General features: G+C 60.5%; 22 protein-coding genes. 4 read left to right on the plus strand and 18 right to left on the minus strand.

Going from position 1 to position 25958, the window contains the following annotated elements:
* The first annotated feature begins 18 nt into the window (after positions 1 to 18).
* On the plus strand, positions 19 to 954 hold the full coding sequence (locus OO306_RS13700; protein WP_085273369.1) for a LysR substrate-binding domain-containing protein: 936 nt from the start codon (positions 19 to 21) through the stop codon (positions 952 to 954).
* Between the two features lie 32 nt (positions 955 to 986).
* Here the strand turns inward: OO306_RS13700 and OO306_RS13705 are convergent, their stop codons facing one another.
* The 11 genes from OO306_RS13705 to OO306_RS13755 all read right to left on the minus strand — a co-directional run bounded on the left by OO306_RS13705 (position 987) and on the right by OO306_RS13755 (position 13136).
* Complete coding sequence (locus OO306_RS13705; RefSeq protein ID WP_085273370.1) at positions 987 to 2402, minus strand: undecaprenyl-phosphate glucose phosphotransferase; 1416 nt, start codon at positions 2400 to 2402, stop codon at positions 987 to 989.
* A 211-nt stretch (positions 2403 to 2613) separates the two neighbouring features.
* Positions 2614 to 3378 (minus strand): WecB/TagA/CpsF family glycosyltransferase, encoded by a 765-nt coding sequence (locus tag OO306_RS13710; protein ID WP_265969041.1) that lies wholly within the window; start codon positions 3376 to 3378, stop codon positions 2614 to 2616.
* The gene (locus tag OO306_RS13715; protein ID WP_265969042.1) at positions 3378 to 4565 is read right to left on the minus strand and encodes a glycosyltransferase family 2 protein; all 1188 of its coding nucleotides are present in this window, start codon (positions 4563 to 4565) and stop codon (positions 3378 to 3380) included. The genes OO306_RS13710 and OO306_RS13715 overlap by 1 nt, the downstream gene beginning before the upstream one ends.
* A complete protein-coding gene (locus tag OO306_RS13720; RefSeq protein ID WP_027596775.1) occupies positions 4562 to 5764 on the minus strand; it encodes a glycosyltransferase in 1203 nt (400 codons plus the stop codon). Before OO306_RS13720 ends, OO306_RS13715 begins: the two co-directional genes overlap by 4 nt.
* Before the next feature lie 49 nt (positions 5765 to 5813).
* A complete protein-coding gene (locus OO306_RS13725) occupies positions 5814 to 6815 on the minus strand; it encodes a VirK/YbjX family protein (RefSeq protein WP_085273372.1) in 1002 nt (333 codons plus the stop codon).
* 7 nt (positions 6816 to 6822) lie between these two features.
* Positions 6823 to 7800, minus strand: a complete 978-nt coding sequence (locus tag OO306_RS13730) for a glycosyltransferase family 2 protein (protein ID WP_265969043.1) — start codon at positions 7798 to 7800, stop codon at positions 6823 to 6825.
* A gap of 5 nt (positions 7801 to 7805) precedes the next feature.
* Complete coding sequence (locus tag OO306_RS13735; protein WP_027596772.1) at positions 7806 to 8336, minus strand: serine O-acetyltransferase; 531 nt, start codon at positions 8334 to 8336, stop codon at positions 7806 to 7808.
* A gap of 8 nt (positions 8337 to 8344) precedes the next feature.
* Entirely contained in the window at positions 8345 to 9301 is a 957-nt protein-coding gene (locus OO306_RS13740; protein ID WP_265969045.1) for a glycosyltransferase family 2 protein, read from the minus strand.
* Positions 9294 to 9911 carry a DapH/DapD/GlmU-related protein gene (locus OO306_RS13745; protein ID WP_085273376.1) on the minus strand — a complete coding sequence of 206 codons (618 nt, stop codon included), beginning with the start codon at positions 9909 to 9911 and terminating at the stop codon, positions 9294 to 9296. Before OO306_RS13745 ends, OO306_RS13740 begins: the two co-directional genes overlap by 8 nt.
* A gap of 106 nt (positions 9912 to 10017) precedes the next feature.
* A complete protein-coding gene (locus OO306_RS13750) occupies positions 10018 to 11484 on the minus strand; it encodes an FAD-dependent oxidoreductase (protein WP_265969046.1) in 1467 nt (488 codons plus the stop codon).
* 275 nt (positions 11485 to 11759) lie between these two features.
* On the minus strand, positions 11760 to 13136 hold the full coding sequence (locus OO306_RS13755) for an oligosaccharide flippase family protein (RefSeq protein ID WP_238211729.1): 1377 nt from the start codon (positions 13134 to 13136) through the stop codon (positions 11760 to 11762).
* Between the two features lie 94 nt (positions 13137 to 13230).
* On the opposite strand from OO306_RS13755, the gene OO306_RS13760 reads away from it, so the two are divergent.
* From OO306_RS13760 to galE, 3 genes are all read left to right on the plus strand, one after another.
* The gene (locus OO306_RS13760; RefSeq protein WP_085273379.1) at positions 13231 to 14757 is read left to right on the plus strand and encodes an O-antigen ligase; all 1527 of its coding nucleotides are present in this window, start codon (positions 13231 to 13233) and stop codon (positions 14755 to 14757) included.
* Between the two features lie 5 nt (positions 14758 to 14762).
* Entirely contained in the window at positions 14763 to 17363 is a 2601-nt protein-coding gene (locus tag OO306_RS13765; RefSeq protein WP_265969049.1) for a cellulase family glycosylhydrolase, read from the plus strand.
* Positions 17364 to 17471: 108 nt separating this feature from the next.
* Positions 17472 to 18440, plus strand: a complete 969-nt coding sequence (galE, locus tag OO306_RS13770; protein WP_265969051.1) for a UDP-glucose 4-epimerase GalE — start codon at positions 17472 to 17474, stop codon at positions 18438 to 18440.
* A 134-nt stretch (positions 18441 to 18574) separates the two neighbouring features.
* Here the strand turns inward: galE and OO306_RS13775 are convergent, their stop codons facing one another.
* The 7 genes from OO306_RS13775 to OO306_RS13805 form a co-directional block, all read right to left on the minus strand.
* Positions 18575 to 19381, minus strand: a complete 807-nt coding sequence (locus OO306_RS13775) for a CpsD/CapB family tyrosine-protein kinase (protein ID WP_027596764.1) — start codon at positions 19379 to 19381, stop codon at positions 18575 to 18577.
* Between the two features lie 11 nt (positions 19382 to 19392).
* Positions 19393 to 20952, minus strand: a complete 1560-nt coding sequence (locus tag OO306_RS13780) for a Wzz/FepE/Etk N-terminal domain-containing protein (RefSeq protein WP_099454019.1) — start codon at positions 20950 to 20952, stop codon at positions 19393 to 19395.
* Positions 20953 to 20972: 20 nt separating this feature from the next.
* Positions 20973 to 22088, minus strand: a complete 1116-nt coding sequence (locus OO306_RS13785) for a hypothetical protein (protein WP_085273383.1) — start codon at positions 22086 to 22088, stop codon at positions 20973 to 20975.
* Between the two features lie 23 nt (positions 22089 to 22111).
* The gene (locus OO306_RS13790) at positions 22112 to 22669 is read right to left on the minus strand and encodes a polysaccharide biosynthesis/export family protein (RefSeq protein WP_085273384.1); all 558 of its coding nucleotides are present in this window, start codon (positions 22667 to 22669) and stop codon (positions 22112 to 22114) included.
* A gap of 347 nt (positions 22670 to 23016) precedes the next feature.
* The gene (gene eppA, locus OO306_RS13795) at positions 23017 to 23193 is read right to left on the minus strand and encodes an EPS-associated small membrane protein EppA (RefSeq protein ID WP_077068395.1); all 177 of its coding nucleotides are present in this window, start codon (positions 23191 to 23193) and stop codon (positions 23017 to 23019) included.
* A gap of 410 nt (positions 23194 to 23603) precedes the next feature.
* On the minus strand, positions 23604 to 24722 hold the full coding sequence (locus tag OO306_RS13800) for a glycosyltransferase 61 family protein (RefSeq protein ID WP_265969055.1): 1119 nt from the start codon (positions 24720 to 24722) through the stop codon (positions 23604 to 23606).
* A gap of 43 nt (positions 24723 to 24765) precedes the next feature.
* Positions 24766 to 25920 carry a hypothetical protein gene (locus tag OO306_RS13805; protein WP_265969056.1) on the minus strand — a complete coding sequence of 385 codons (1155 nt, stop codon included), beginning with the start codon at positions 25918 to 25920 and terminating at the stop codon, positions 24766 to 24768.
* Between the last annotated feature and the right edge of the window lie 38 nt (positions 25921 to 25958).

The raw sequence follows: 25958 nt of genomic DNA on the forward strand, positions 1-25958 counted from the left end.
CTTTAGTGGTACTAAACGATGCGACGACAACTCAATGGCCAAATGTTCGTCTGGTTGCATGTGTTCTCCTGTGCGGCCCGGCATTTGTCATTTACCCGCTGCGCCGAAGAACTGCACATCACCCCTGGCGCCGTCAGCCAGCAAATGCGCCAGCTGGAAGAACGGCTGGGCTATCGCGTGTTCCTGCGCCGCGCCCGTGGGGTTGAGCTGAGCGCTGAGGGTCAACGCCTGGCGCAAACGGTTTCAGAGGCCTATGGCAGCATCGAGGCCGAGCTGCTGCGCCTGGACGCCGGCGAGATCCGCGGCACCCTGCGCCTGCGCTCGATCCCCTCCTTCCTGGCCAAATGGTTGACGCCGCGCCTGCCGCGCTTTCAACAGCGGTATCCGGACATCGAGTTGCGGCTGGTGGCCGAAGACAGTGCGCAAGCCTTGCACCCGGGCGACTTCGACCTGGCCATCGACCTGAACGACGGCAGTTACCCTGGCATGTTGTCGACGCCATTGCTGGACGAGCAGATCTTTCCCGTCTGTTCCCCCGCCCTGCTGCGCGGTCGCCCGCCGCTGCACGGGCCGGCTGACCTGGCGCATTACCCGCTGCTGCACGACATCACCGCCTGGCGGGGGGCCTCGGAATACGCTGAATGGGAGTTCTACCTGGAAGGCATTGGCGCAGGTGGCCTGGACGTGCGCAGGGGCCACACCTTCAACCGCAACCACCTGACCATCGAAGCGGCGATTGCCGGGGTTGGCGTAGCAATCGCGCGGCGGACCTTGCTCAACGATGAACTGGAACGGGGGGCGCTGATCGTGCCGTTCGGCGTGGCGATCGCCAACCACAAGCGCTACGTGGTGCATTACCCACCGGGCGGGCTGACCCAGCCCGGTGCCCGCGCGGTGCATGACTGGCTGGTGGAAGAGGCCCGTGGGTTCAGGGAATTGCACCCGTTGGGTTGAGTGCCTGCCACGGGGCCGCTGGTCGGCCCCGGCTAATAGGCCTGCTTGCCGGTAAAAGCATTCAGCGTGCGCACCAAAATGACGAAATCGAGCCACAAGGACCAGTTGTTGATGTACTCGATGTCCGAGTCGACCCGCTGGATCATCTGCTCGATGTCCTTGGTTTCACCCCGGAAGCCCCTGACCTGTGCCAGGCCTGTCATGCCAGGCTTGATGTTGTGTCGCGCGAAGTAGTCGACAATATCCTGCGAATACAGCGTGTCGTGCTGAAGTGCATGCGGGCGCGGCCCCACTAACGACATTTCGCCGGTCAATACATTGAACAACTGCGGCAGTTCATCCAGGCTGGTCTTGCGAATAAAAGCCCCAACGCGGGTCAGCCGCGGGTCGTTCTTCTGGGCCTGTTTGACCACACCGTTTTCCGGTTGGTGAACATGCATGCTGCGGAACTTCCAGATGCGGAACGATTCACCGGTCCAGCCCATGCGTTCTTGCCTGAAGAATACCGGGCCGCGACTGTCTAGCTTGATCGCAATGGCCACTGCCAACAGCACCGGCGATGCACACAACAATATCAGTGCAGCGAGTACTCGGTCTTCGAGGTTTTTAAGGAACAGGCTCATGCCGGTCAACGGCGTTTCTGACAACGTCAATACCGGGATACCGGCAATTTCGCGGACGCTGTGGTTGATCAAACGCAGCGAGAAGATATCCGGCACCCAGTTCACTGCAATGCACTTGTCGAGCAACTTCAAATACACTTCGTTAATGACCGCCGAGCCGCCTAATGGCGTCACCAAGTACACCGTGCGAATGGCATGTTTGGCAACGATCTCGTCAAGGTCAGCGACGTGGCCCAGCACAGGCAGGCGTTGCTTTGCATCAGGCGCGCCCTGTTCAGCCACATCGTCTATCAGCACACACCCCAGCACACGCTCACCGAACCACGGGTTGTTGCTGATCTTCTGGTGCAGGAAGTTGGCCAGGTCGCCGGCGCCAATAATCAGTGCGTTGTCCAGCCGGGCGTGCGCGGTAAACCGTTTTTGCAGTTCACGCACTGCAAAATGCAAAAACAACTGCACGACATATCCAATGACAAACAACTGCACCACCAACAACCGCGAATACGTTTCGCTCTGTTTGGTCAAAAACGCCATGACCACCAGAAAACAAAACGTTGCTGACCAGGCCTTGAATAACCTGAACGCCTTGATGGACAAGCCAACGTTGGTCCGATAGATCGCATAATGATCATAAATAACGGCCAGCGCCCCAATCAACAAGAGCAGCATGATCACATAATCCGAAGTAATGTGACCAAACTGATCGTAGATCAAGTACCAGGCGACGCCGGTGACTGCAATCCCATCAAGGCCGGCCTGAATGGCGTTACTTACGCTGCTTCTTCGTTGAAGTAAGGAACGACTGCTTCTGGGTTCGAGAACCATTTCAGACCTCATTAATTAGCGCGTAGCAAATGCCCGGCAGCTTATTCAGTCAATCAATACCAGCCTTTAAAATATAATCCTGTACACTGAATGGTCTTCGCCGCCCCCCTGGGCGCTTGCTATTACTGTAGCAGTCGCCCGCCCACGCAGCGGGCAGAATCACCCCTGCCCTGGCTTTTGGCCGTTTCAGACGATTCAGGTGGCAGAATCATCAGATGCGCCTTGGGGTGTTTCGGGCCTCGAGCGTCATTGCCTTGGTGCACAACAGGGTGCGTAACAGGAACAGCGGGTTGCCCACCACGTAGCGCATGAACAAGCGCCTGGGCTCCCTCAGCAAGCGGTAGACCCACTCCCCGCCCAATCGCCGTAGCCATTGCGGTGCCCGGCTGACCTTGCCGCCGAGAAAATCCAGAATCGCCCCGCCACACACGATCAGGCACGGGCCCCCACTGGCAGCCAGACGAGCGGCAACGGCTTCTTGCTTGGGCATCCCCATGCCCAGCACGATCAGCTCTGGCTGCGTTACCCGCGCAAGCTCCAGGTAGGTGGCCATTTCGGCAAACCCGTCGTGAACCGACACCGGCAACACACCAAACCGCGCCTCGCTGCACGCTACGGCCCGGCTCAAGAACGGCTCCTGAGTGCCCCAGAATGCCACCCGCCGCCCCTTGAAGGCCGCCAGCAGCTTGGGGATGAAATCCGTGCCATTCATGTTCAGCCCAGGAGCCAGCCCCAGGCGGCGATACAGGATTGACATGCCGGCACCATCGCGCAGCAGCACATCGGCCGAGGCCAGCGATTGGCAGTAATTGGCATTGCCCGCGACCAGGTTCATGGCGTGGGCGTTAACGAAACCCAGCACCGTGGGCGCCTCAGATTGGCACAGGGCCTCGAGCAAGCGCTGCTCGTGTGCAGGGTCACTCACGGTCTGAAGTTTGCCGATAATCGCTTTCCAGCTGCTTTGCCATTCGCCCATTAGCTGTCATCCCGTTTCGAGCGCACCCACTCCACCTGTCGCTTGATCAAGAACCCCAGGTACAGGGGTATCTTCCTCGCGGCGTAGAACGGGGCGTAAAGCAAGACCGAAAAGGGGATCAGTTCACGAGAAAACCGGCCCCACGCCAGCAGAACTGCAACACCCAGCATGACCAGGGCACCCGTGGCGACCCATGCAGGTGCAGTGATACCGAACAGCAGCGCGGCCAGCCAGGCAACACATGCAACCCCTACCAGGGCCATGACCAGCAACGCCAATGGCGGCACCAGCAGGTCCAGGGTCATGGCCAGCAAGGGCGCGTTACGCCGAGTGACCGCGCTCACCAGCAGCTTGGGCACCTCGGCCAGGATCACCCCCAGGTGGCCATGCTCCCAGCGGGTGCGCTGGCTGCTCAAGCCTTCCTGGCTAAGCGGAAACTGGCTGGTGACCTGCGCATCCGGGCAAAACAGCGGCGGTTTGCCGATTCGGCAAAAGTCCAGGCCAAGCTTCAAGTCTTCGACGAGGTGCCCATTGGCCAGGTCGACCGCAACCAGGTCGCGCCAACTGAAGGCCATACCCGCGCCCATCAGCTGGCAGGGCAAGCCCAGGCGTGCCCAACCACGCGGGCGAACGAGGTTTTTGACCCGCCAGGCAAATTCCGCGATTTGCACCTTCAGGCCCGCGCCGGCGGGCGCGCGCATCAGGTACAGCGCCTGCACCGGCCGTGAAGCTTCGAGGCAACGGCGTGCCAGCAGGTCAATGGCGCCCTCGCCCACCTGGCAATCGGCGTCAACGATAATGACCACCTCGGGTGGACGCTGCGCCAGATGCCGTACACCAAAGTCCAGCGCATACCCCTTGCCGCGCAACAGGTCGTTGTCGCGCTCCACCACCTCAGCGCCCGCGCTGCGTGCCAACTGCGCGGTGTCGTCGGTGCAGTTGTCCGCCACCACCAGCAAGCGGTCATGCGCCAGCAATTGCGGGCCGACACTGGCCAGGGTCGACCGAATGATCAAGGCCTCGTTGTGCGCGGGCACCAGCACCGCCACGCGCGGGCGCCTGCCATCCGCCCCAGGTCGTGATCGCACCGGCAGGCACGCCAGCAGTACCTGCGCAAACAGCACCAGCGCGGGCACGAAGATGCAAAACGCCACCAGGCTTAATAACCACGCCACGATGCTGATCATGCGGATGCCTTGAAGTAGCGGGCCAGCTTGGCGGCCTCGGTGTCGATATCGTGGCGTTGCAGCACCCGCTGGTAAGCGGCTTCACCCATGCGCTGCAACACGTCGGCCGGTTGCGACAGGCAGTCGGCCATTGCCGCAGCCAACTCCTCTACCGTGCCGGCGGGGAACAACCAGCCGTTTTCGCCCTGGCGCACCAACTCCGGGATGCCGGCCACGTAGGTGGTCAGCACCGGCCGGCGCAATGCCATGGCCTCCATGATCACCACCGGCAGGCCTTCGGCGAAACTCGGCAGCACCAACGCACGGGCAGCGAGAATTTCCTCCCGCACCTGGGCGCTGCTGATCCAGCCGGTGATGCGTACCTGCGCCTGCAGACCATACCGAGTGACCAAGGCCTCGATCTGCTCGCGCATTTCGCCATCACCCGCCAACACCAGCTCGAATGCAATGGCTTGGGTGGCCAGCAGGTGGGCCGCCTCGATCAGCAACAGTTGGCCCTTCTGCTCGCACAGGCGCCCGACGCACACCAGGCGTGGCGCCGAGGGTGCGGCAACGGCGGCAACCGCGTGGAAGTCGCGCTCCAGGCCGCAATGCACGACCTTCACCTTCTCCCAGTGTTCGTGCGCCACCCAACGGAACAACTGGCTGCGCCCATACGAGCTGACCGCCGCCACAAACGCGGCGCGCCGGACTTTTTCGCCCACGTGCAGAAACTGTGGTTTGTCGAATTCTTCCGGCCCGTGCACGGTAAAGCTGTAGGCAGGCCCGCCGAGGGCATGGGCCAGCATCACCACCTCGGTCGAGTTGGTGCCAAAATGCGCATGAACATGCTTCGCGCCAAAGGCCTGCAACCAGAGCAGTACCTGACAGGCCTCGGCCAGGTACACCAGGTGATAGGGCCAGGCGCGGTCCGCCCGCTGGCCCAGGCGCAGGGCCAACCACAGGGTGGCGAAAAAGCGTCGTGGCTCGGCACGCAGCACCTGCAGCGTGGGCGCCAACAACCCCTTCAGGCCGTGCTGCAACACGTAGCGGGTCTTGCCCCGCTCGGCGATGTCCTCGTCATCCTGCAGTTCGGCATCCCAACCCCGCAAGGCAATGCGCTGGATCTCCATGCCCTGGCGCTCCAACGCCAGAATTTCGCGTCGAATGAAGCTATGGCTGACTTTCGGGTACTGATTGATGAAGTAAGCAATGCGCATAGGAATCCAGATCAATGCCTGCGTAATGAGCCTTACCAACTGCAACCCGTTACTTCAGGCTGTCGATCGCCGGCGGCGGGCTCCCTGCCGATGCACGTTCAAGCACATCCCCCTTCATCCCTTGTAGCCCATGGACGGGCTCGCTGCCTGATAAAGCCGCTTCAACGCGCGCGAATACCTCATCCAGCAAGGCATGACGGCGGCGGTACATCGCACGTTTCTTGGGCGCGATGTCGTCTGCGGCGCGTTTGGCAGCGGCCAGCGGCAGGCTGAAGAAGTCGTCGCGCTCCGAAGGCGTTGCGCCGTTTTCCAGCCAGATGGCATCGTAATGGGCGGCCAGGTCGTGCGCCTTGTCAGCGCCAAAGTAAGGATGGCGATGATGCCGGTGCGCATCGCCAACTGCGTAGATGCGCACCACCCCCAGCGTTCTGGCGATGCACTTGAAGGCCTCCAGCAGGAAGCTGCGCGGGCGCAGGCCCTCGAAGTCCTTGGTCAGGTCACGGTAGATGTTCAGCGAAGTTTCGCTGTCGATGCCTTTGTGAATGCCCTGCACGGCGCCGATGAACACGCACAGCTCACCGTGCTGGCGGCACAGGCTGAACGCCAGCGACGCCACGCGCAAATCCCCTTGGAACAGGTTTAGCACCAGCTCCCCTTCGCGCTTGAACCAGATCGGCCGGTCCAGCACCAGGGCGCAGCCCTTCGAATAGGCCGACAGGTCGCACAGGGTCAGGCGCTCGTCGCGACCGAGCAGCAGCAACGTGGGAAACTGCCGGGCAACCACCTCAAAATGCGACGCCACCACACCGAGCCGCTCCTGCGCCTCCCAGCCCTTGCTGATGTAGGGCCACTGCACGACGCCAATGCAATCGACCCCAAGCCTTGCAAACCGGTCATCACCCAGCGCCGTCGACATGCGCTGCATGAAGGCCTTCAGCGCGGGCCACTCGCGGGTGATCTGCCGCGTCAGCTTGACCTTGTTGTTCAAGGCCCGCAGCGAGTAGCCGGGCTGCAGGGTGAGCACACTTTTCACTATCGATCTGGCAATCATAGGAATCTCATTTGTACTCGATCAGCACGGCTTTGCCGGCAGAGAACCTGTTCATCAGGAACTTTACCTGCCCAAGCATTTCAGGGAATTTGCCGAGCACCAGGAACACCGCCTGCAGCCAGCGCTCGCGTGTCGGCTTGCCAGCGCGACGCGCCAGGCGCACCGCTTGCAGCGGGTAGATCAGCAACAGCAGCAGCGCCCACACACCCAGCAGGCCACTGGCAAACACGATCGCCAAGGGGATGCCCAAGCCCCAGAGCCAAGCGCGGCGGGACTCTCGCAACCAATGGCGCTCTGGCGCTCGCCCGTGCAAAAAGGCACCCTCGGCATAGGCATGGCCGGCGCGCAAGCTGCGCCGCCACCACTGGCTGAAACGCGTCATGGCAGCGTCGTGCAAGGTCATCTCAGCGGCCAGGCGCCAGATTTTCCACCCCTTCGCGCGCAAGCGAACGCACAGCTCCGGCTCTTCGCCGGCGATCAGGTCCGGGCGAAAACCGCTCACTTGCGTGAAGGCATCGATGCGCATCAACGCATCCCCCCCACAGGCCTTGGCCTCACCGATGGGCGTGTCCCATTCCAGGTCACACAGCAGGTTGTACACCGAGCGTTGCGGGAACCGCTCACGGCGCCGCCCGCACACCACCGCTACGTCTGGGCGTGCGTCAAGGAAGGCCTGGGCATTGCCCAGCCAGGCCGCATCCACCTCGCAATCGCCGTCGACAAACTGCACATAGCGTATCGACGGCAACAGGCGTTGCAGGCGGGTGAAGCCCTCGTTGCGGGCCCGGGCTGCGGTAAACGGCCGGCTCATGTCTAGCGCCAGCACTTCGACCCCTTGGGCCTGTGCCATCTGCACGGAACCGTCGGTGGAGCCTGAGTCCACGTACACCACCCGGTCCGCACCGTGCGCCAACGAGCGCAGGCAGCGCTCCAGGCGCAGGCCCTCGTTGCGTCCAATCACTACAACGCCGATACCTGTCTCCATGGGCCTCACTCGACCGTGCACTGCGCCGCCTCGGTGGGGTTGCGCAGTTTGATGGTCGCAGGCACGCCGACCGCCAACGCGTTGTCTGGCACGTCCACCAGCACCACGGCGTTGGCGCCGATGACCACGTTGTTGCCGATGCGGATGTTGCCCAGCACCTTGGCCCCTGTGCCAATATCGACGTTATTGCCGAACACCGGCGCAATCGGCTCGCTGACATTCTTCAGCCCCACCACCACGCCGTTGCGAATCCGGCAGTCATCGCCAAAGCGGGCATAACCGCTGATTACGATGCCGCCGAAATGGTCGATGACGAAGTTGCGGCCAATCACAACCTCGCAGGGCAATTCAACACCCGTAATGATCTGCACGAACTTGAACAGGATCTTGTAGAGGATGGAGAACAGTTTGCGCAGCAGTGCCGGGCGCACGCTATAGCGCCAGCGCCCGAAGCGATACACCAGCAATACCCAAAACCCCTGGGCGCCCCAATCACCACCGTGTGCACGCAAGTCGGCGCGGATATTCTCGAACATGACGTCACCTACCGTGTGGGTTGGCTTGCGAACCGTGTCTTGAACAACAGCGACCAGGTAGTCTGGCAGTGCCGCCAGCACGCCCGGATCGCCGCGCGACCTCGCCCCTTCAGCAGTGCCTTGAGTGCCAGTACCAGGTCACCCACACACACCAGCAGCATGTGCAGCGCCAGCCCGGCAACGCCGTGGTGCTTGCGGAAGTACAGCAGTTCGCTTTCGATCTGGTAGCTGGAAATCTGCCGGCTGGCCGCTTCCAGTTCGCTGACCGACTTGGAGCTTTCGCCGCCGATATGCACCACCGTGGTATGGGGATAGAAGACGACCTTCCAGCCCGCTTCCTTGACCCGCTTGCAATGGTCAACCTCCTCGTAATAGAGGAAGTAGCGCGGATCGAACAGGCCCACCTGGTCCAGCACTTCGCGACGCACCAGGTAGAAACAACCGGGCAGCCAATCGCATTCACGTACCGAGCCATGGTCCCAGGTCATCTCATCGACCATTTTCAAGCCTGGAAAGAAACGGCCCAGCCCGGTACGGCCGACAAACACGTTCAGGGGTGTCGGGAAGTAGCGGCAACTGGGTTGCAGGTCGCCATCGCGGCCCTCCAGGCGCACGCCCAGCACGCCGCACTCGGGGTGGTTGTCCATGTACTCGATGGTCTTGGCCAGTGAATCGGCCGCCACGAAGGCATCGGTGTTCAGCAGCAGTGCGTACTTGCCCTTCAAGTGCGCCAGCAGTTGGTTGTTGGCGCGCCCGAAACCGACGTTCTTCTTGTTGCTCAGCAACAGCGCCTCGGGGCACACCTTGGCCATGCGCTCCAGAGAATCATCGACCGAGGCATTGTCGACGACCAGGTAACTGGCGAGCTTTTCGCTGTCGGCCTGGCGCAGCGCATCGAACATGGGCTGCAGCAAGGACGCGGTATTGAAATTGACCACCATCACATCGACGGGTTTTCTATCCATTGCTACCGTCCCCAAAGAAGTACTGCCGTCGTTGCGCGGCAAGGGCAGGCTCCACGGTCGGGTCAAAGGCACCTTTGCGCTGTTTGACCAGTTCTATCCACGGGTAGCTTTCGCAGCGCTCCTCCACCCTCTTGATCAGTGCTTCGGTGGTGCAGATGAATTTGGCCGGGTTGCCACCCACCACGGTACCCGGCAGCACGTCCTTGGTGACGACCGCACCGGCAGCGACGATCGCATCGGGCCCGATGGTCACGCGGGGCATCACAATCGCGCCATGGCCGATGAAGCAGTTGTCCTTGATGTCGATATAGCCGACCGAATCGAGGTGTTTCCCGTAGCAGAGCTCGATCAATGCCACCACGCCGTCGTGGCCGATCAGTGTGCAATCCGACAGGCCGACGTTGTTACCGATGCGCACCAGCGCAGGGTCGGTCACGTTGCACCCTGGGTTCATATGAAAGTTGGCCCCTACCGAATGAAACTTACCCCAACGGGTTAGATAGCTCCCCCACTCTCGCCCCGTTGGATTACACAACTTCTTGTACGTCGAGCTTCCCCGCCCGGTCGAGTTGACATAACGCGTCAGTGCACTCCGTATCCATCCATTCATTCTGCGAGCCTCGCAATCAAAGCGATTCTGAACTGTCCCTGAGGCGACTTCGGTCTCATTCTTCTTGGTGCTGACCGCCTCGCACTCAACCCATTTACAACGTGCGTTACACCGCGGCACCCGTAGCCGATTTCAACTTTTCATTGAGGTGGTCCGCCAACCTGACGGCAAACTGCAACAACGGCATGGTCGGGTTGGACGCGCCGCCCTTGGCAAAGATACTGCTTCCCGCCACATAGAGATTCTGGGTGCCGAACACTTTGCAATTGGCGTCGACCACACCGAACTCAGGTGACGCAGCCATGCGCGTGGTGCCCATGTGATGGGCATGTGGCGCCATCTTCAACGGCACCGATGTGTCGTAGACGAAGTCGTTGAGCTTGACGAAGCCCAAGTCCATGTCGGCAAATTGCTTGGCCAGTTCGGTGCCGATGCACTTGATGGTGTGCCTGTCACTTTCGCTCAGTGCCCAATGCACGTTCACCTTGGCCACCCCCAGCTCGTCTTTCTCATTCAGCAATGAAATGCGGCTTTGTCGGTTGGGAAACTGCTCGATCATGGTGCCGATCACACCGTCGCCCGGGCAACTGAACTTGGCGACCAAGGCGATCTTGTCGGCAACGCCCATGTCACAGGCAAGGTTTTCCAGAAAGTGTTTGACCTCGGCCGTGCGGCCATACGTCTGCACATCCGAGAGCAGTGCAGCGGTGATATTGCCTTTACCGGCCTGGTATTCCTCAACAAAGGCGTCGGTGGTGTAGTACTGACGCATCTGGGTGTCCTGGTCCGACTTCAGGATGAACGTGCCCATGTCGATGTTCAGGTGCTCCATGAAGCAACACCCGGTCAGCCCTTCCTTGTTGATGATACCCGCGGCCAACAGGGATTCACTGTTCAATAACTGCCGGGCATTCTCGATGGCACCCGTCGCCAGGATGAAGTTTCTGGCCACCACACGCTGACGATGACGGTCGTAATCGGACACCACCGCAGCCACCACATGGCCCGAGGCTTTGTCGAACTCCAGGTCGACGCAGTTGCAATTGATGAATACGTCCAGCCCGTGGGTTTCGTTCAGTGCAGTCGCGTACTTCTGCGCAAAGCGCGTTGGAGGGCTCAGCAGGAAGCGGTCGGGTTCGAAGTCATCACCCGCAAGCCCGGTGTTCATCGCGTGAAACTCCGAGCCTGGCGGCAAATCGACGATGTCCATGGCCGCAGCCAGGTAGCCCTCGATCTCCGAGTAGGGGATCGGCCAGCCGGGCAAGTCGCCGGGCGGCGCCATGGCGAAGTCTGAGGGGGTGAACGGCCGGCAGCGCCCTGCCCAGTGGTTGGACGTGCCGCCCAGGTAACGCAGGCGTGTTTCTGCGGCGTACAGTTCGAGCCCCGTCGAGGCGCACGTGTACAGCCCTTGCGAGTGCGGTGAATACTCACGCCCACCGCCCTCGGCCAGCAGCACGTTCCAACCCGCAGCTGCCAGCCGCAGGCCCAGGGTAATGCCAGCGGGGCCGGCCCCGATGATGCAAAAATCATAGTCGTCACGCAGCGTTTTCTGCTGCTGATAGTCCTTGATCATGCTGGCTCGTTCCGGAAGTACTGAGAAGGCAACACCCAGCCGTTGATCACCACGAACCCGGTTTTTTCGACGGGTTTGCGGGCAACGTCTGCGGCCACCCCAAACACCGCGCCGCCAACGCCCAGCAGGACACAGCTCTGGAGAAAACCCCTACGACCCAACTGCGGAGTACACAACGTAAGCTTCCCCATGATCCCCAGACCTATCTCGATGAAGTGTTAACAATCAGTCACTCGACCGCCCCCACATTGCACCATCGCCCGCCTCTGGCCTCATCACAGCCACTCGAAGAAACGGGTCGCCAACAGCCCACAGAGTGCCCCCACGGCCACCATCGGCAGTACCACCAACTCGCGTTTGACACTGAAGATATCCAGCTTGCAGTTAACGTAGACGATCAACAGCAACGTCGGGAAGGTATGCAGGGCCACCCCCCAGATTGCGTAGTCGACACCGCCAATGGCCAGCAGCAGTGGCAACAACCCCCATAACGAGACTAGCCGGATGATGTTGTCCATGGCCTGGTATTTCGTCAGGCCCAGGGCAATCCATATCTGGTGTGCCAAGGTATAGCGCAGCGTGAAGAACGACAGCGAAAGAATCGCAAGAATCGTCCCCGCCTCGGTGTAGCGCGCGTCGTACATCCAGCCGATCAACAACGGGCTGGCGGTCAGGAACACCCCGCAGGCAAACAGCATCACAAGGTCGACCAGCAACCTGAAACGGTAGTACAGCGCCTTCAGGCGTGCCTTGTCACCTTCCCGAGCAGCTTCGCTGAACGCGGGCAGCGCCACCGAGCCCACCAGTTTCAGCAACCCGGTCTGCACGGACCCGAGGATCAGCACGGCAATCGAGTACACCCCCAACTGCCCCGCTGTCATGCTCGCACCAAACCAGATCCGGTCACCGTACATGGCCAGTACGCCGACCATCGACGACAGCAGGATCCAGCGGCCAAACACAATCAGCTCGTTCAGCGCGCTTCGGTCCCACTGCAGGCGGTTGTTCGGCCCTTCCAGCGCCAGGTGCCCCAGCAAGGTACCCGCCAGGGCGCTGACCAGCCCGGCGATCACCAGCGACCAGATCGACCGGGTGAAATAACCGATCACCAGCATCGCGATCAAACCGACCACTTGCGAGGCCAGGTCCACCAATACCACGCGCTTCTGTTGGAAAGTTCGTACGGCGACATCTATCTTGGTCGATTGGAATCCCCAGATGATGGCCGAAAGGCCAGTCGCCGCCAGCACCATCGGCAGCTCGGGCGCGGCGTAAGTGGAGTCCGCCGGCCACAGGTTGGCCAGCTGCGCGAACCAGGAGGCGGCGGCCAGTAGCAAGGTCAGGGCAAACAGCACGAAGCCGCGGATGATCTGGACGGTCCAGGCGGTATTGAGAAACTCGGGGTCGTCGCCCCGGTGGCTCTGGATGATGTTCTGGCGCAGGCCAACATCGGACAGCAAGTGCAGGAGTACCGAAACCGTGGTGGCGATGACCATCACACCGAACATTTCCGGCAGCAGCAAACGGGCCATGATCAGGTTGCCGCCCAGGCGCATGACCTGTGACGCCACCAGCGACACCAGGTTCCATGACCCGGCCTTCAGTGCGCGCTTGCGCAGGCTCGCGGAGGCTGACACATCAATCGACGGCATGACTTCAATCTCTGACTGATTGGCTAAAAGTCACTATAGTTTCAATTAGCCATGATGCTAGCCGTGCCCACCAAGGGAAAGGTGTCCTTAGCCAATGCCTGAACATTTTCGTGCGTTGATCGTCATTCTGTTTCTGGCAGGCGTCGTTTTTGTCATGGCGCGCCGCCCGGCGACAGACCTCATCCCCTACAGCGACTTCAAGCGCCGGCGTAACCTGTGGTTCGTCCTGACGCTGGTGGCCTTCGCCTCCCACAGCTTCTGGGTGTACGTGGCCGCTGCCGGGCTCATCATGTACATCGCCGGGCGGCGCGAACGCAATGCCATGGCGCTGTTTTTCATGTTGCTGTTCCTGATTCCGCCGGCCTCGGTGCAAATACCTGGGTTTGGCGTGGTCAACTACCTGGTCGACCTCAACCATGTTCGCCTGCTGACGCTGTGCGTGCTGCTGCCCGCGGCGCTGGCCCTGAGCAGGCAAAGCGATACCCTGCGCTTCGGCCGCACCTGGCCCGACAAGCTGCTGGCGGCCAGCCTGGTGCTGATGAGTGTGCTGTACCTGCGTGAAACCACCCTGACCGACACCTTGCGCCAGGCGCTCTACCTGTATGTCGATGTGTTCTTGCCCTACTACGTCGCCAGCCGAGGGCTCAAGGAAATCAGCGATTTCAAGGACGCCATGCTGGCATTCGTGCTGGCATCCTTCGTCCTGGCACTGATCGGCGTTGCCGAGTTCGTCCGCCACTGGCTGCTGTACAACGCCCTGATCGATGCCATGGGCGTGCAGTGGAGCATGTCCGGCTACCTGAGCCGTGGCGGCTCATTGCGCGCCAGCGCCACCACCGGGCAGGCGATTGCACTGGGCTACGTGATGAGTGTGGCCATCGGCCTGTACCTGTTCGTCCAGGGGTATGTGCGCAGCCAGCTGCAGCGGGTGCTCGGCGCCCTGCTGCTGGCTGCAGGGCTTTTCGCGCCGTTGTCTCGCGGCCCCTGGATTGGCGCCGTGGTCATCGTCGTGGTGTTCATTGCCATGGGCAAAGGCGCCATCAAGCGCCTGACTGTGCTTGCCCTTGCCGGCGTACTGGCTCTGCCGCTGCTGACTGTGCTACCTGGGGGCGACAAGGTGCTGGACCTGTTGCCTTTCATCGGCAATATCGAAAAAGAGAACATCACCTACCGGGAACGCTTGATCGACAACTCCTGGATCGTGATCCAGCGTAACCCCTTGTTCGGTTCGTTCGACTTCCGTAACACCCCTGAAATGCAGTCGATGATTCAGGGGGAAGGCATTATCGACATCGTCAACACCTACGTCAGCCTGGCCCTGCGGGTCGGGTTGGTCGGGCTCGCGCTGTTCGTGGCGTTTTTCGTCACCGTGTTGCTGGGCATCCGCAAGGCCATGCGCGCGTTCCCCGACAAGGATGACGAGCAACGGCAACTGGGCCGGGCGCTGTTGGCGACGCTGGTGGGGATCCTGGTGATCATCTTCACCGTCAGCAGCATCACTATCATCCCCACCGTGTACTGGTCGGTCGCAGGGCTTGGGGTGGCCTACATACAGCGGGTGCGCAGGCTCCGTTCCAGCCAGGCCAGCGACCTTCCCGCTGCCGGCCTTCAAATCAGGTGATGCCCATGAGCCGTTTCCCCTTGCGCCCCTTCATGCGGGTATCCCTGTTCGTTGGCCTGGCCGTCATGTCCCAGGCTGGCTGGGCCTCCGGGTGGGTCGTCAGCGTCGAAGAGCAAAACGGCCTGCCCAGCGTGACACGCGGTGGCGGGCAGGTGATGAAAGCCAAGTTCGACTTCTGGGCGGCTAACTGGAGCTGGACTGGCTTCTACACTGCCATGAAGGTCAATGCGCCCTACAGCTACACCCTGCAGGGCAAGAACAAGCAGTTGGACTTCGACCTGACGGCGGATATCCGCAAGCCGCAAACACAAACCTTGACCTGGGCGTTCGACCTGACCGCACACAGCAGGCAGTCCAACGTGATGGGCGGCGGCATCGTTTTCCAGTTCGACCCGGCCCTGTTCAATGGGGAGATGGGCGCGCCCGTGCTGTTGCCCGACAACCGTGGCTGGTCCTGGGGCAAGGATGCGCAAGGCAGGCGCATCGAGATGCGCTTCGAACCTGCACTGGCAAAGGTGTACTTCGAACCGGGTAGCAATGCCGAGATCCGCGCGTTCTTCTACAAAGACCCCATCAGCGCCGGCCAGCAGCAGATCAAGGCGACGTTGAACGTGACGGGCGATATCGAGCTGGGCCCAACCCCCACCGAGCGCTTTGGCCTGCAAGACCCCGCGCAGTGGCCCGACGACCAGCTTGACTGGCAAACCTCGCCGGTCGACCTGTCTTTTCTCAACGCACCCGAGAAACCGGCAGGCAAGCGCGGCTTTGTAAAGGCCTCCGGCGAGCAACTGGCGTTCGAGGACAACACCCCCGTGCGTTTCTGGGGCACCAACCTGTCTGCGTACTCGCTGTTCAAGACGCCAGACGAGGAAATCATCAAACAGGCCAAACGCCTGTCGGCACTGGGTTTCAACCTCGTCCGGCTGCACCACCACGACTCCCCGTGGGTCAGCCCGAACGTGTTTGGCGACGGCACCTTGATTCGCGATACCCAGCAGCTCAATGCCGAGTCGCTGCGCAAGATCGACCTGTGGGTCAAAAGCCTCAAGGACGAGGGCATCTACGTCTGGCTCGACATGCACGTACAGCGCGCCCTTACCGCCAATGACAACATCGAAGATTTCGATGAGCTGGCCAAGGGCGAGCCCAGGGTCGACCTTAAAGGCTACGCCTATGTGAACCAGAGCATTCAACAGGCCATGAAACACTTTATTGAGCAGTACATGACCCATGTGAACCCCTACACCGGCCTTGCCTACAAAGACGACCCGGCCATTGCTGCGGTTTTGATCACCAACGAGAACGACATCACCCAGCACTACGGCAACGCCCTGATGCCGGACAAAAAAGTCCCCGCACATACCAAGCTTTACCAGGAGCAGGCAGACGCCTTCGCCAAGCGCAATGACCTGCCTGCAGACCGCACCTGGCGCGCCTGGGAACATGGCCCGTCGAAGCTCTTCTTGAATGATCTGGAACGCCGTTTCGATGTCGACATGATTGCGCACCTGCGCAGTCTGGGGGTCAAGGTACCCATTGCCACCACCAGCACCTGGGGCGGCAATGGCCTGAGCGCGCTGCCCGCGCTGACCTCGGGCGATGTGATCGATGCGCACAGCTACGGCGCCATCGGCCAGCTCGAGAAGAACCCGCTGACCAGCGACGGGATGATCAACTGGATTGCCGCGGCCCAGGTCGTCGGCCTGCCCCTGACGGTCACCGAATGGAACGCCGAACCCTTCCCACTGCCCGACCGCCACTCGCTGCCCCTGTATGTGGCGGGCACGGCCAGCCACCAAGGCTGGGACGCCATGATGCAGTATGCCTACAGCCAACAGGCCTTCAACAGCGGTTGGCGCACGGCAGACAACTGGCACGCGTACAACGACCCGGCCATGCTGGCCACGCTCCCCGCGGCTGCCCTGCTCTACCGCCGTGCGGACGTGCAGCAAGCCACCACCCGTTACGTCTTCGCGCCAACACCCGCCACCTTGTTCAACCAGGACATCACGCCGCGCAACTCGCTGCTGCTGCGCACCGCCATGGAAAAAGGCAGGCTGCAGATCGCCATGCCGCAGACGCCGGAGTTGCCCTGGCTGAAACCCAGCATCATCCCGGCCGATGCCCAAGTGCTGCGTGACCCTGCCCAATCGTTGCTGCCCCCTGACGCCACCGAGTCGGTAACCGATACCGGGGAGCTCAAGCGCAACTGGCAACAAGGCCTCTACACCATCGATACCCCCCTGACCCAGGCGGCGACCGGCTGGCTGGGCGGTCGAACCCTCAACCTTGGGCAGGTCGAGGTACAGGCAAAGACGCCTTATGCCAGTGTCGTCGTGCAGAGCCTGGATGCCAAACCGCTGGGCCAGGCTCGCAGCCTGCTGATCTCACTGGGCACCCGGGCCGTGCCCAAGGCCGACGACAAGACACCGTTCAATGTCGAGCCCTTCGAAGGCACGCTGGCCATCAAGGCAGCGGCCGGCCTGAAACTGTTCGCGCGCGATGCCCAAGCGCAACTCAAGGAATTGCCAGTGGCGTACCAGAACGGGCGCTATGTGATCACGTTCGATGGCCAGTACATGTCCAACTGGCTGTTCTTGAAATAGGGCATTTGGCCATCTACAGTCTCAAGAGACCTGTAGCTGATACTCCCACCTGTTCGATTCAGGGACGACCCGCGGCGTCTGTACAACAGCAGAGTCCAGGAGGCACGGATGAAGTTTCTGGTTGTCGGTGGCGCAGGTTATATCGGCTCGCACATGGTCAAGCACTTGCTGGCCGCGGGCCATGATGTGGTGGTGGCGGACCTTGTGTCGCCAGGGCCTGGGGTGCAATGGGCCAAGCTCGACATTGCCGACGAGCCGGCGCTGGATGTGCTGTTCGCCGAGTGCCACTTCGATGCGGTCTTTCACTTCGCATCGTTCATTCAGGTGGGCGAGTCGGTTTGCGCCCCTGGCAAGTACTACCAGAACAACGTAGCGGCCACCCTGACATTGCTGCAGGCGATGGTGAATGCGGGCATCAAGCGGCTGGTGTTTTCCTCCAGCGCAGCCGTTTACGGCAACCCGCTGTATGTGCCCATCGACGAGGCGCATGGCAAGGCACCGATCAACCCCTATGGGCTCAGCAAGTGGATGGTCGAGCAAATTCTCGAGGACTTCGACCGTGCTTACGGGCTGAAGTCGGTGTGCCTGCGCTACTTCAACGCCGCAGGGGCTGACCCTGACGGGGAGCTGGGCGAGCGCCATGAGCCGGAAACCCACCTGATACCGTTGATCCTCCAGGCGGCCGCTGGCAGGCGTGAGGCGGTCACGGTGTTTGGCCGGGATTACGACACCGCCGATGGCACCTGTATTCGTGATTATGTGCATGTCGCCGACCTGGCTTCGGCACATGCGCTGGCGGTGGACTACCTGGTCGCTGGCGGCCCCAGCGCGGCGTTCAACCTGGGCAATGGCCTGGGCTTTTCAGTGCAGCAAGTGATCGATACCGCCCGCACAGTGACGGGCCGGCAGATCCACACACTCGATGCACCCCGCCGCGCGGGTGACCCGCCCAGGTTGGTGGCGGATGCAGGCAAAGCGATGACTGTGTTGGGCTGGCGGCCAGCGTATGCATCGCTGGAGCAGATCGTGGCGCATGCCTGGGGGTGGGAGTTGCAGTACCCGTGGCGTCAGCCGTAATCATTCAGCTATTCACTATCGGGTGTAGGAGCAGCCTTGTGCTGCGAAGAGGCCGGTGAAAACACAGCGAATCTTCGCTGCTGTCACCGGCCTCTTCGCAGCACAAGGCTGCTCCTACACTCGATAGTGAATAGTCAGTAATAGGTGCGCGGCTTTTCATCCGCCTTGTTCAACACCGTACCAATCAGGTTGACTGTCGCCAGGTGGTGCAGGCATTCCTCGATCTCTTGCTTGCTGTTCATGCCGTTGCCGACGACCAACAACACACAGTCGAACTTGGGCATCACGGTGATTGCATCGTCTGAGCTCAACAATGGCGGCAAATCGAAAATGCAGATGCGCGACTCATAGCGGCTGCGCAAGTCGCTGATCAGGTTGTTCACCCGGGGGGAGGACAGCATTTCGGTAGACATCGGAATAGGCACCCGCGTCGGCAGCACTACAAAACGCGGCAACGTCGGGTTGACCAGCACCTCTTCCAGCCCAGCCTGGTCAGACAGCAACTCGTTGAGGGCCTTTTCCATCGGCAAGCCCAGGCTGCTGCCGACCTTGGGGCGACGCAGGTCGAAGTCCACCAACAGCGCCGTCTTGGTCGTGTGGTGCGCGATGCTCATGGCCAGGTTGATCGCCAGCACCGTCTTGCCCGCCTCGGGTGTTGGCGAGGTGATGGCCAAGGTACGCCAGCCGTTTTCCTCCATCGCCTGCAGCACCTGCGTGCGCAACAGGTCGATCGGCCCACTCATGTTCGAGTTCTTGTTGAACGCGACAATCCGATTGCGCTCAAGGTGCTCCGCACGCAACGGCACCACCTTGGTCTTCACGTAATCGAATTGCCCTGGCACTTCTGGAGGCTCCGCCCCGTGGGCGGTTTGCGGTGCCTGGGCAGCACCTGGAGAAACTTGATGAATACCATTGCCAACTACCGGCTTGATCCTGTCCATCACTGCTTTCCCTATTCAAACCGCGCCATAGCCTTGAACAGCAACACATCCAACGGCATGTAGAACACGTGCACCAGCACTACCATCATAGCAATCAGCACAAGCACCGCCAGGATCAGCAGGTTGCGCCAGCGTTTACGCTTTGCCAGTTCCGCCTGGGTGGTGATGAAGGGCACCGTCACCAGCACACGCTTGCCCAACACGCTCTCCAACGCCCCTACCCCCCGTACCCGCTGATTGAGCATTTCCAGCAGCATCACCAACGCGCCACCGCCTGCCGGTGCCAGCACCAGGCCCAGGGCGGCGATTTTCTTGCGGTTGGGTTTGATCGGCTTCTCGGGCAGCAGCGGTGGCTCCAGCAGCACAAAACGCTCTGCCTTGTTTTCCTGTTCCAGGCTTTCGGTAATTTTCGCGCCCATTTCCTTGGCACGGATTTCTTCGTACTTCTTGCGCGCGTTGTCGTGGTCGCGCATCAAGGTGACCAGGCCACGCTCCACTTGCGGGGCTTCAAGAATCTCCGCCTCGTAGCCTTCCATTTTCTTCACCAGCTCACGCTTTTGCTCCGCCAGTGAGGTGATGCGCTCCTGGGCCGCGCCAATCCGCGCACGCACCCGCGCTACATCCAGACTGACCGACGACGCAGCCTTGCTGCCGCCGCCGCTGGCCTGCAGGGCATCGATCTTGCGCTTGACCGCAACTACGTCCGGGTGCGCGTCCTTGTATTTGGTCAGCAGCCGGGCGTACTCGGCCTTGAGGCTGGGCAGGTCTTGTGGCTGGTCGGCACTGGAAGGCCGGGTACCGTCAGCCTTGGTGGTCAAGCCGGCATTGGCCGCCGACAATTCAAGCTCCAGGTAACGCAGTTCCTCTTGCGCAGTCTTGTAATCGCGGTCGACCTCCCGGAACTCCAGCTCCGAACGCGACAACATGCTCATGCGCAGCGACTGGTGCTCAGGCAAGGCATTGGCGTGGGCTTGCTTGAAGTCCGCCAGCTGGTTTTCCAGGCTGGCAAGCTCGGCACCCAGCTTGTTGGCTTCCTGGGTCAGGAATTCGGTGGTTTCGTTGGCGCGCTCGGTGCGCTGCTTGAGGTTTTCGTTGAGGAACAGCGTCACCAGTTCGTTGGCGACATCCTTGGCCACCTGCGCTTGCTTGTGCTCGAAGGACACATTGAATGCGACTGTGGCCTCACCCCGCCCTCTGACGAACGTGCTGAGGGTAGCGACCACGATGGCATTGCGCATCTGGTCGATCTTGTCGCTTTCGCTGAGCCGCTTGTCAGCGAACAGGCTGTACTTGTCGATGATCCGCAGCAGGTTCTCGCGGGTCATGACGCGCTGACGAATGACCTCGATGCGCTCATCGGCAAAGCTGTTGTTGTTCGCCGATACCAGCTCGGGGGAGATCTGTTGCGACTCCACCAGAATGGTCCCGGTGGACTGATAGATCGGTGGCACGCTGACCGCGACCACCACGGTCGCGGCAAGAATGACTACGATACTGATCCCTAATAACAGGGCCCTATCCTTGATGATGGCGATGTAATCTTTAAGGGAAAGCTCGTAGTCAGACTTCATAAAGGCCACCAGGCTGAAGTTCAGAGGTCGGGGTACCTATACGTCAACGTCAAACCAACAATTGTTGCGTCCGCAGTGGGTGCATCGTCCTGCCGCCGCTCCTTGTACATCAACGATAGGCGCAGATCCCAAAAAGGCGAAAATTCCCGGCTGGCCCAGACACTGTACATTTGCAGTGTGTTGGGGGTTTGCCCTTTGCTGTCTTGCCAGGTGGCATCGGCGCCGACGCGGGTCAGCTCGTTGACCGCGTAACTGTAGATACCGCGCACCATGTCGAGCTCGGCAAAACCGCCCTCCGCGCTGGCGACCGTGCTGCGTTCGGCACTCAAGCTGAGGTCGGAACGCACCCCGGTATACAGCAGCGAGGCCCCGCCCTCCCCGCGCCGACCGCCTTCAGAGCCGGACACCTGGTTGACGCCAACGTGCGCATCGGCACTCAGGCGCTCGGAGAACTGATACTTCACCCCAACTGCAGGGGTGTAGCTGTTAGAGGCGGTCGCAGTAAGGTCCTGTTCGGGCTCATAGCGCCTCACCCCAAACCGGGTATACACATCGGCCCGCTCGTTCCAGGCGTAGGTCCAGGTTGTCACGTTGCCCAGCTCGTTGTAGCCGGTCAGCGTATTGATGTCGTATCGCGCTCGGCTGTACTTGGTTTCGTTGGACAACGTACTGCGCGCGGTGATGGCGCTGCTCCAATTGCCTGCCAGCGTATACAGCTTCTGCGTGCCGTCGGTGGTTACCACACCGGTGTCCTGGACAATGCCGGACAACGTAGAGCTTTCGTTGTACTGAGCCACCAGGCCAAAACGCCCTTTCTCGGTGTCGCGTTGCCAGCCCAGGCTTACATTGGGGTCTTCGCGGTCGTCGACGATGTCCGTGTCTGAAGAACGCAACACATGCATGCCAAGACCCAACCGTAATTCGTCGCGGTCGAAGGTACCGACAAGGGTGTAGTCGGGCGCAATGATGGTGCGCGTCACACCCTTTTCTTCAGACGACAGCAACAACGGGTTGCTGTCGTATTCGACCGAGGTCGGTACCACCACCGATGACTGCCAATTTGCTGCCTGGACCGCGTCCGTAAACGGCAAGACCATGATTGCCGTTGCAATGCTAGTTGTTCTAAGAAGAGGCATTAAGTGTTCTTATTAAGGCAAGATCAAGGAACGACCAGCGTATCGCCAGCCTGAAGTTGAATGTTGGTGGACATGTCACGCCCGGAAACCAGGTCCTTATATCTCACGGGCAGAATCCGTTGGGAAGCCCCCTGGCCGCGAACCACCTTGATGTCGCTTTCGTCAGCGAATTTGTCCAAACCACCCGACATGCTCAAGGCCTGCAATACGGCCGTGGGCCCCGCCATTTGTACGGGCCCAGGCTTGATCACTTTGCCCTGCACGTACACAAGGTTGCCGGCGATGCTTTTGACGACAACGCTGACGTTCGGGTCGGGGAGGAATTTTTCGAGTTTGGCAGCGACCTGTTTTTCAACGGCCGTGACATCAAGGCCGGCGACATCGATCCGCCCTGCCAAGGGGAAGGTGATACTGCCATCGGGTAGCACGGTGGCTTCTTGACGCAGGCTCTCCTCTTGCCAGACGGACACCATCACCACATCGCCAGGGCTGAGCCGATAAGCTGCGCTATTTTCGACCGCGTTGCCGGTACCAGACCACAGCATCAGCACGCAAAAAGCGGAACACAATGAACGTACCATGAGGGTCCCTCCGGCCTACTGGCCTGACAAAGAGCACTGAATGAGAACGGCACACCAACTCTCGCTCCACTTCGCAACCGCACTGCCTGCTGCGATGGCCTCAACCTTCCTGGAGGCCCTGTACCTTGACACCTCGACACCCTGCCTGACCCGCCCGCTGCGACACCCTACGGCTAATGGCGATGAGTCGCCACTGGAATATAGCAACAGTTGGAAAATTGACAAGCTGTCAGCGGCTGCGAAGCCATCAACAACAAACCTCAGACGTCAATTTACCGACAACCCCAAAAAGCCCCGTAATTGATCAACTGTTAAAGCCCCCTATTACCCTTGCCACGCGTGAACGTTTAAATCTTTCTTCTATTGGCAACGGCAACAAAACCGATGACTGCAAAGGCGAAGAACCACCCTGCCGTTGCGACAGGAATGACACTGTTTTGATTGACATACGAATCAGCAGCGCGCGCCGCGCCACTTAAAAGCACCAACAAGAATATTGATTTAATGAACAGTGTCGAGCGCATAACCCCCTCCTATAAAGAGGATAATAAAAATATTTATTGGTGGGTTTAGCGGGAGACTTCCTCGCTGTTGATTTGAGCTTATGGGCACAATGACACTACGTCAATGATCCGACACCATAATAAAATTCAATGAGCAAGGGGTGGCTTCGTCAAAATGCCGTCACACATAAACTGCAGGCATTTCTCGGTACTGCTAGATAATGGTCAATTAAGTGTAAGGCGCTGATATAGCGAACTTTTCTGCGATAGAAGCCGCACAGGAGACCCCGGCGGCTGGCGCTATCGTGATTGCTCATCAAACGAAGACGTGAAGGAGGCAAGCTCTTGCGTTTCATCGCTGAGAAACCAAATGCTAATGGTTGGCCTTCCGAACCGAAATCTGGCGCGTTTACCTGAGGCTTGGCCGGTAGCTACACCGGCATCAAATCCAGGGTGCGCTCCACCTCATCGATGTCGATCCTGAACCCGTCTCCTTCCGGCATGCCCACCACAAAGCCAAAGTGCTGCTGGTCGCGGTCTGTCAGGTATTTGTAATAACTGACAAAACGGTTCGGTGGCTGCAACGTCAACACTGAGCCGCCGGCCTGCAGCACGTTCACGCCATGAACCAGCTGGCTACCTTCGACCCCGGCCACCACTCTGGCGCCCGCGCACGCCGCGATAATGCTCGGCACGTCGGTTTTCAGCGGGTCGACAATGCGAAAGCCCCAGTGCGTGCGCAAGTGCTCTGCTACGGCCATTTCATTGCGCAGGAAGCGCAAGTCGCCGTCGCCACCACGCAATATGAACACACCGGGGTGTGGTTCGTGGGGCACATGCGACAGCAGCTTTTCGCCCATGGCCCGGTAGCGCAAGTGGCGGCTTTGGTTGTTGCTCTGGTCGTCGAACAGCACCAGCTCACGGAAAAACGCACTGCGCAAACGAAGGGGCTTCATGCCCAGCCAGTCTTCATAAGCCGGCGCCTGGGTAAACAGTGGGTAGCGCGCAGAGGGCGCAGTGGTCACCGGTACGCCCTCGTTGCAGGCCAGGGCATAGGTGACGCAGTCTTCCATCAACCAGGTGCCAAACCAGGAGTTGCCATTTTGCGTGCAGTAGATGGCCGCGCGCTCGATCTCGTGCTCCACCACAACCCGCGGGAAGGTGCTCGGTTTCAAGGATAACCAGTGGCTGGCCTTGCCTTTGTAGAGCGCGCCATCGACCAACCACACGTCCTTGATCAGGTACCCTCGTGTAGGGCCCTGCGCCACGCTGAGCCCACCCTCCATCGTGCGGGCGGGATGCACGTAGGGGTAAAAGCGCTTTGCCTCCCACCCCGTCACCCGCTCCAGCTGATTGGGCAAATAGAAGGCGGCCGGGGAAACCGTTGTTTCACCAGGCGCGATATCCCAGCTTTTTGACGCGATGCTTTTCAGGTCGATGGCAGAATTACGTGCGAGCCGCTTGCGCGCCATGTACTTGTACGCGGCAAGGGTCCACTTATGCCGTTTACCGGCAGACGGTGCGCTGAATTTGGAGATATCGCTGCCCATGAAGTGCTCCCCGAGGTGGCGTGGTCACAAGCCTTTGAACGACTCAGTTGGATGTGATCCTTTCCATCGTCGGCGGCGACTGTAAATTGGCGTAACGCGTGCGCAAGGTCTCGATAAACGACTCGCCCGAACGTTTGTCACCATAGAGGTAGATCTTGTGCAGGCCGCCAAAGACCATCTCGTGGTACCGGCTGGCGACCTCTTCATCGCTCGGCCCGTCCGGCAAGCCCAGGTGCAGTGTCAATTTGTCGCCTTCAACCGCGAACATTGGCGTTTCCCATAGAAATTTCGCCGTCCCGGTCTTGGGTAGCCGCACGAACAGGTAGGCGTGGTTGCCCAACGAATCAATGTCGCCACCGCGCCTTCTTTTCCACTTCAGCAAACCGTCATCCGGCCGCGCCAGGCACAGGCCAATGTCGTAATAATCGAAGCCATGTTGCAACGCCCACTCCAGCGCCATGAAGGTGGTGATGGAGTTCACCTCACGCAGTTTTTTCGCATCTGAAAACACCGCTTCGCTATAACCAAAACGCAGGGTGCTCCAGTAGCGCTTGCCACCGCGCGTGACTTCACAACCCAGGTGGCAACCGATCACTTCGTCGCCCAAGGTGATGAGGTCCAGGCGCCCAACGCTCTTGGCAATGCGGAACACATCGTCCGTGGGAAACTGCGCAGCATGAATACCCTGCCTGGCCGTGGCATAGGGGCGCAGCAACTGGCTGTCAGCCATTGCGATTTCTTCATCCGACAGCGTCTGCCTCATCTGATAAAGCGGCCGGTTCTTGCGAATGCTACGGCGCAACTCGCTGTCGTAGCGGGCGGTAATGTCATCCAGCGTTCGCCCCAGTGGTACCACGGCACTCAGGTAGTGCGGCACGGACAACGCCCCTGTGGTGGGCATTTCACTCACCACCACCACATGGTTCGACGCGTCTGGCTCTGCACTGCTGCCGGCAACCGGAGCGTTGCCCGGAGCCTTGCCACCAATCAGCAGCTTGGCCATCTCGCGCTGCTGCTTGCGCCCGATGTAGAGGATTTCGTAGGGGCTTTCCTGCTGCAGCCTGAACCTGGCGACCTCCCACCGCCAGACACAGGCTCGGCCAAGCACTTCACGGACTTGGCTGGCAAGCAGCCTGATCTCGTAGCGCGTCGAAGGAGAGATGAGTTTTCGTGCCACCGCTGCCAAGTGCTGTTTCATTCTTCTTCGACGTCCTTTGATGTTGTCTATGGGCAGAT

This window comes from Pseudomonas sp. DCB_AW, from assembly GCF_026240895.1.
Lineage (GTDB): Bacteria > Pseudomonadota > Gammaproteobacteria > Pseudomonadales > Pseudomonadaceae > Aquipseudomonas > Aquipseudomonas kermanshahensis.

Bases quoted from the DNA above. Each gene is read 5' to 3' on its own strand.
- OO306_RS13700 (WP_085273369.1), top strand. From the start codon at position 19: ATGCGACGACAACTCAATGGCCAAATGTTCGTCTGGTTGCATGTGTTC.
- OO306_RS13705 (WP_085273370.1), bottom strand. From the start codon at position 2,402: ATGGTTCTCGAACCCAGAAGCAGTCGTTCCTTACTTCAACGAAGAAGC.
- OO306_RS13710 (WP_265969041.1), bottom strand. From the start codon at position 3,378: ATGGGCGAATGGCAAAGCAGCTGGAAAGCGATTATCGGCAAACTTCAG.
- OO306_RS13715 (WP_265969042.1), bottom strand. From the start codon at position 4,565: ATGATCAGCATCGTGGCGTGGTTATTAAGCCTGGTGGCGTTTTGCATC.
- OO306_RS13720 (WP_027596775.1), bottom strand. From the start codon at position 5,764: ATGCGCATTGCTTACTTCATCAATCAGTACCCGAAAGTCAGCCATAGC.
- OO306_RS13725 (WP_085273372.1), bottom strand. From the start codon at position 6,815: ATGATTGCCAGATCGATAGTGAAAAGTGTGCTCACCCTGCAGCCCGGC.
- OO306_RS13730 (WP_265969043.1), bottom strand. From the start codon at position 7,800: ATGGAGACAGGTATCGGCGTTGTAGTGATTGGACGCAACGAGGGCCTG.
- OO306_RS13735 (WP_027596772.1), bottom strand. From the start codon at position 8,336: ATGTTCGAGAATATCCGCGCCGACTTGCGTGCACACGGTGGTGATTGG.
- OO306_RS13740 (WP_265969045.1), bottom strand. From the start codon at position 9,301: ATGGATAGAAAACCCGTCGATGTGATGGTGGTCAATTTCAATACCGCG.
- OO306_RS13745 (WP_085273376.1), bottom strand. From the start codon at position 9,911: ATGAATGGATGGATACGGAGTGCACTGACGCGTTATGTCAACTCGACC.
- OO306_RS13750 (WP_265969046.1), bottom strand. From the start codon at position 11,484: ATGATCAAGGACTATCAGCAGCAGAAAACGCTGCGTGACGACTATGAT.
- OO306_RS13755 (WP_238211729.1), bottom strand. From the start codon at position 13,136: ATGCCGTCGATTGATGTGTCAGCCTCCGCGAGCCTGCGCAAGCGCGCA.
- OO306_RS13760 (WP_085273379.1), top strand. From the start codon at position 13,231: ATGCCTGAACATTTTCGTGCGTTGATCGTCATTCTGTTTCTGGCAGGC.
- OO306_RS13765 (WP_265969049.1), top strand. From the start codon at position 14,763: ATGAGCCGTTTCCCCTTGCGCCCCTTCATGCGGGTATCCCTGTTCGTT.
- galE (WP_265969051.1), top strand. From the start codon at position 17,472: ATGAAGTTTCTGGTTGTCGGTGGCGCAGGTTATATCGGCTCGCACATG.
- OO306_RS13775 (WP_027596764.1), bottom strand. From the start codon at position 19,381: ATGGACAGGATCAAGCCGGTAGTTGGCAATGGTATTCATCAAGTTTCT.
- OO306_RS13780 (WP_099454019.1), bottom strand. From the start codon at position 20,952: ATGAAGTCTGACTACGAGCTTTCCCTTAAAGATTACATCGCCATCATC.
- OO306_RS13785 (WP_085273383.1), bottom strand. From the start codon at position 22,088: ATGCCTCTTCTTAGAACAACTAGCATTGCAACGGCAATCATGGTCTTG.
- OO306_RS13790 (WP_085273384.1), bottom strand. From the start codon at position 22,669: ATGGTACGTTCATTGTGTTCCGCTTTTTGCGTGCTGATGCTGTGGTCT.
- eppA (WP_077068395.1), bottom strand. From the start codon at position 23,193: ATGCGCTCGACACTGTTCATTAAATCAATATTCTTGTTGGTGCTTTTA.
- OO306_RS13800 (WP_265969055.1), bottom strand. From the start codon at position 24,722: ATGGGCAGCGATATCTCCAAATTCAGCGCACCGTCTGCCGGTAAACGG.
- OO306_RS13805 (WP_265969056.1), bottom strand. From the start codon at position 25,920: ATGAAACAGCACTTGGCAGCGGTGGCACGAAAACTCATCTCTCCTTCG.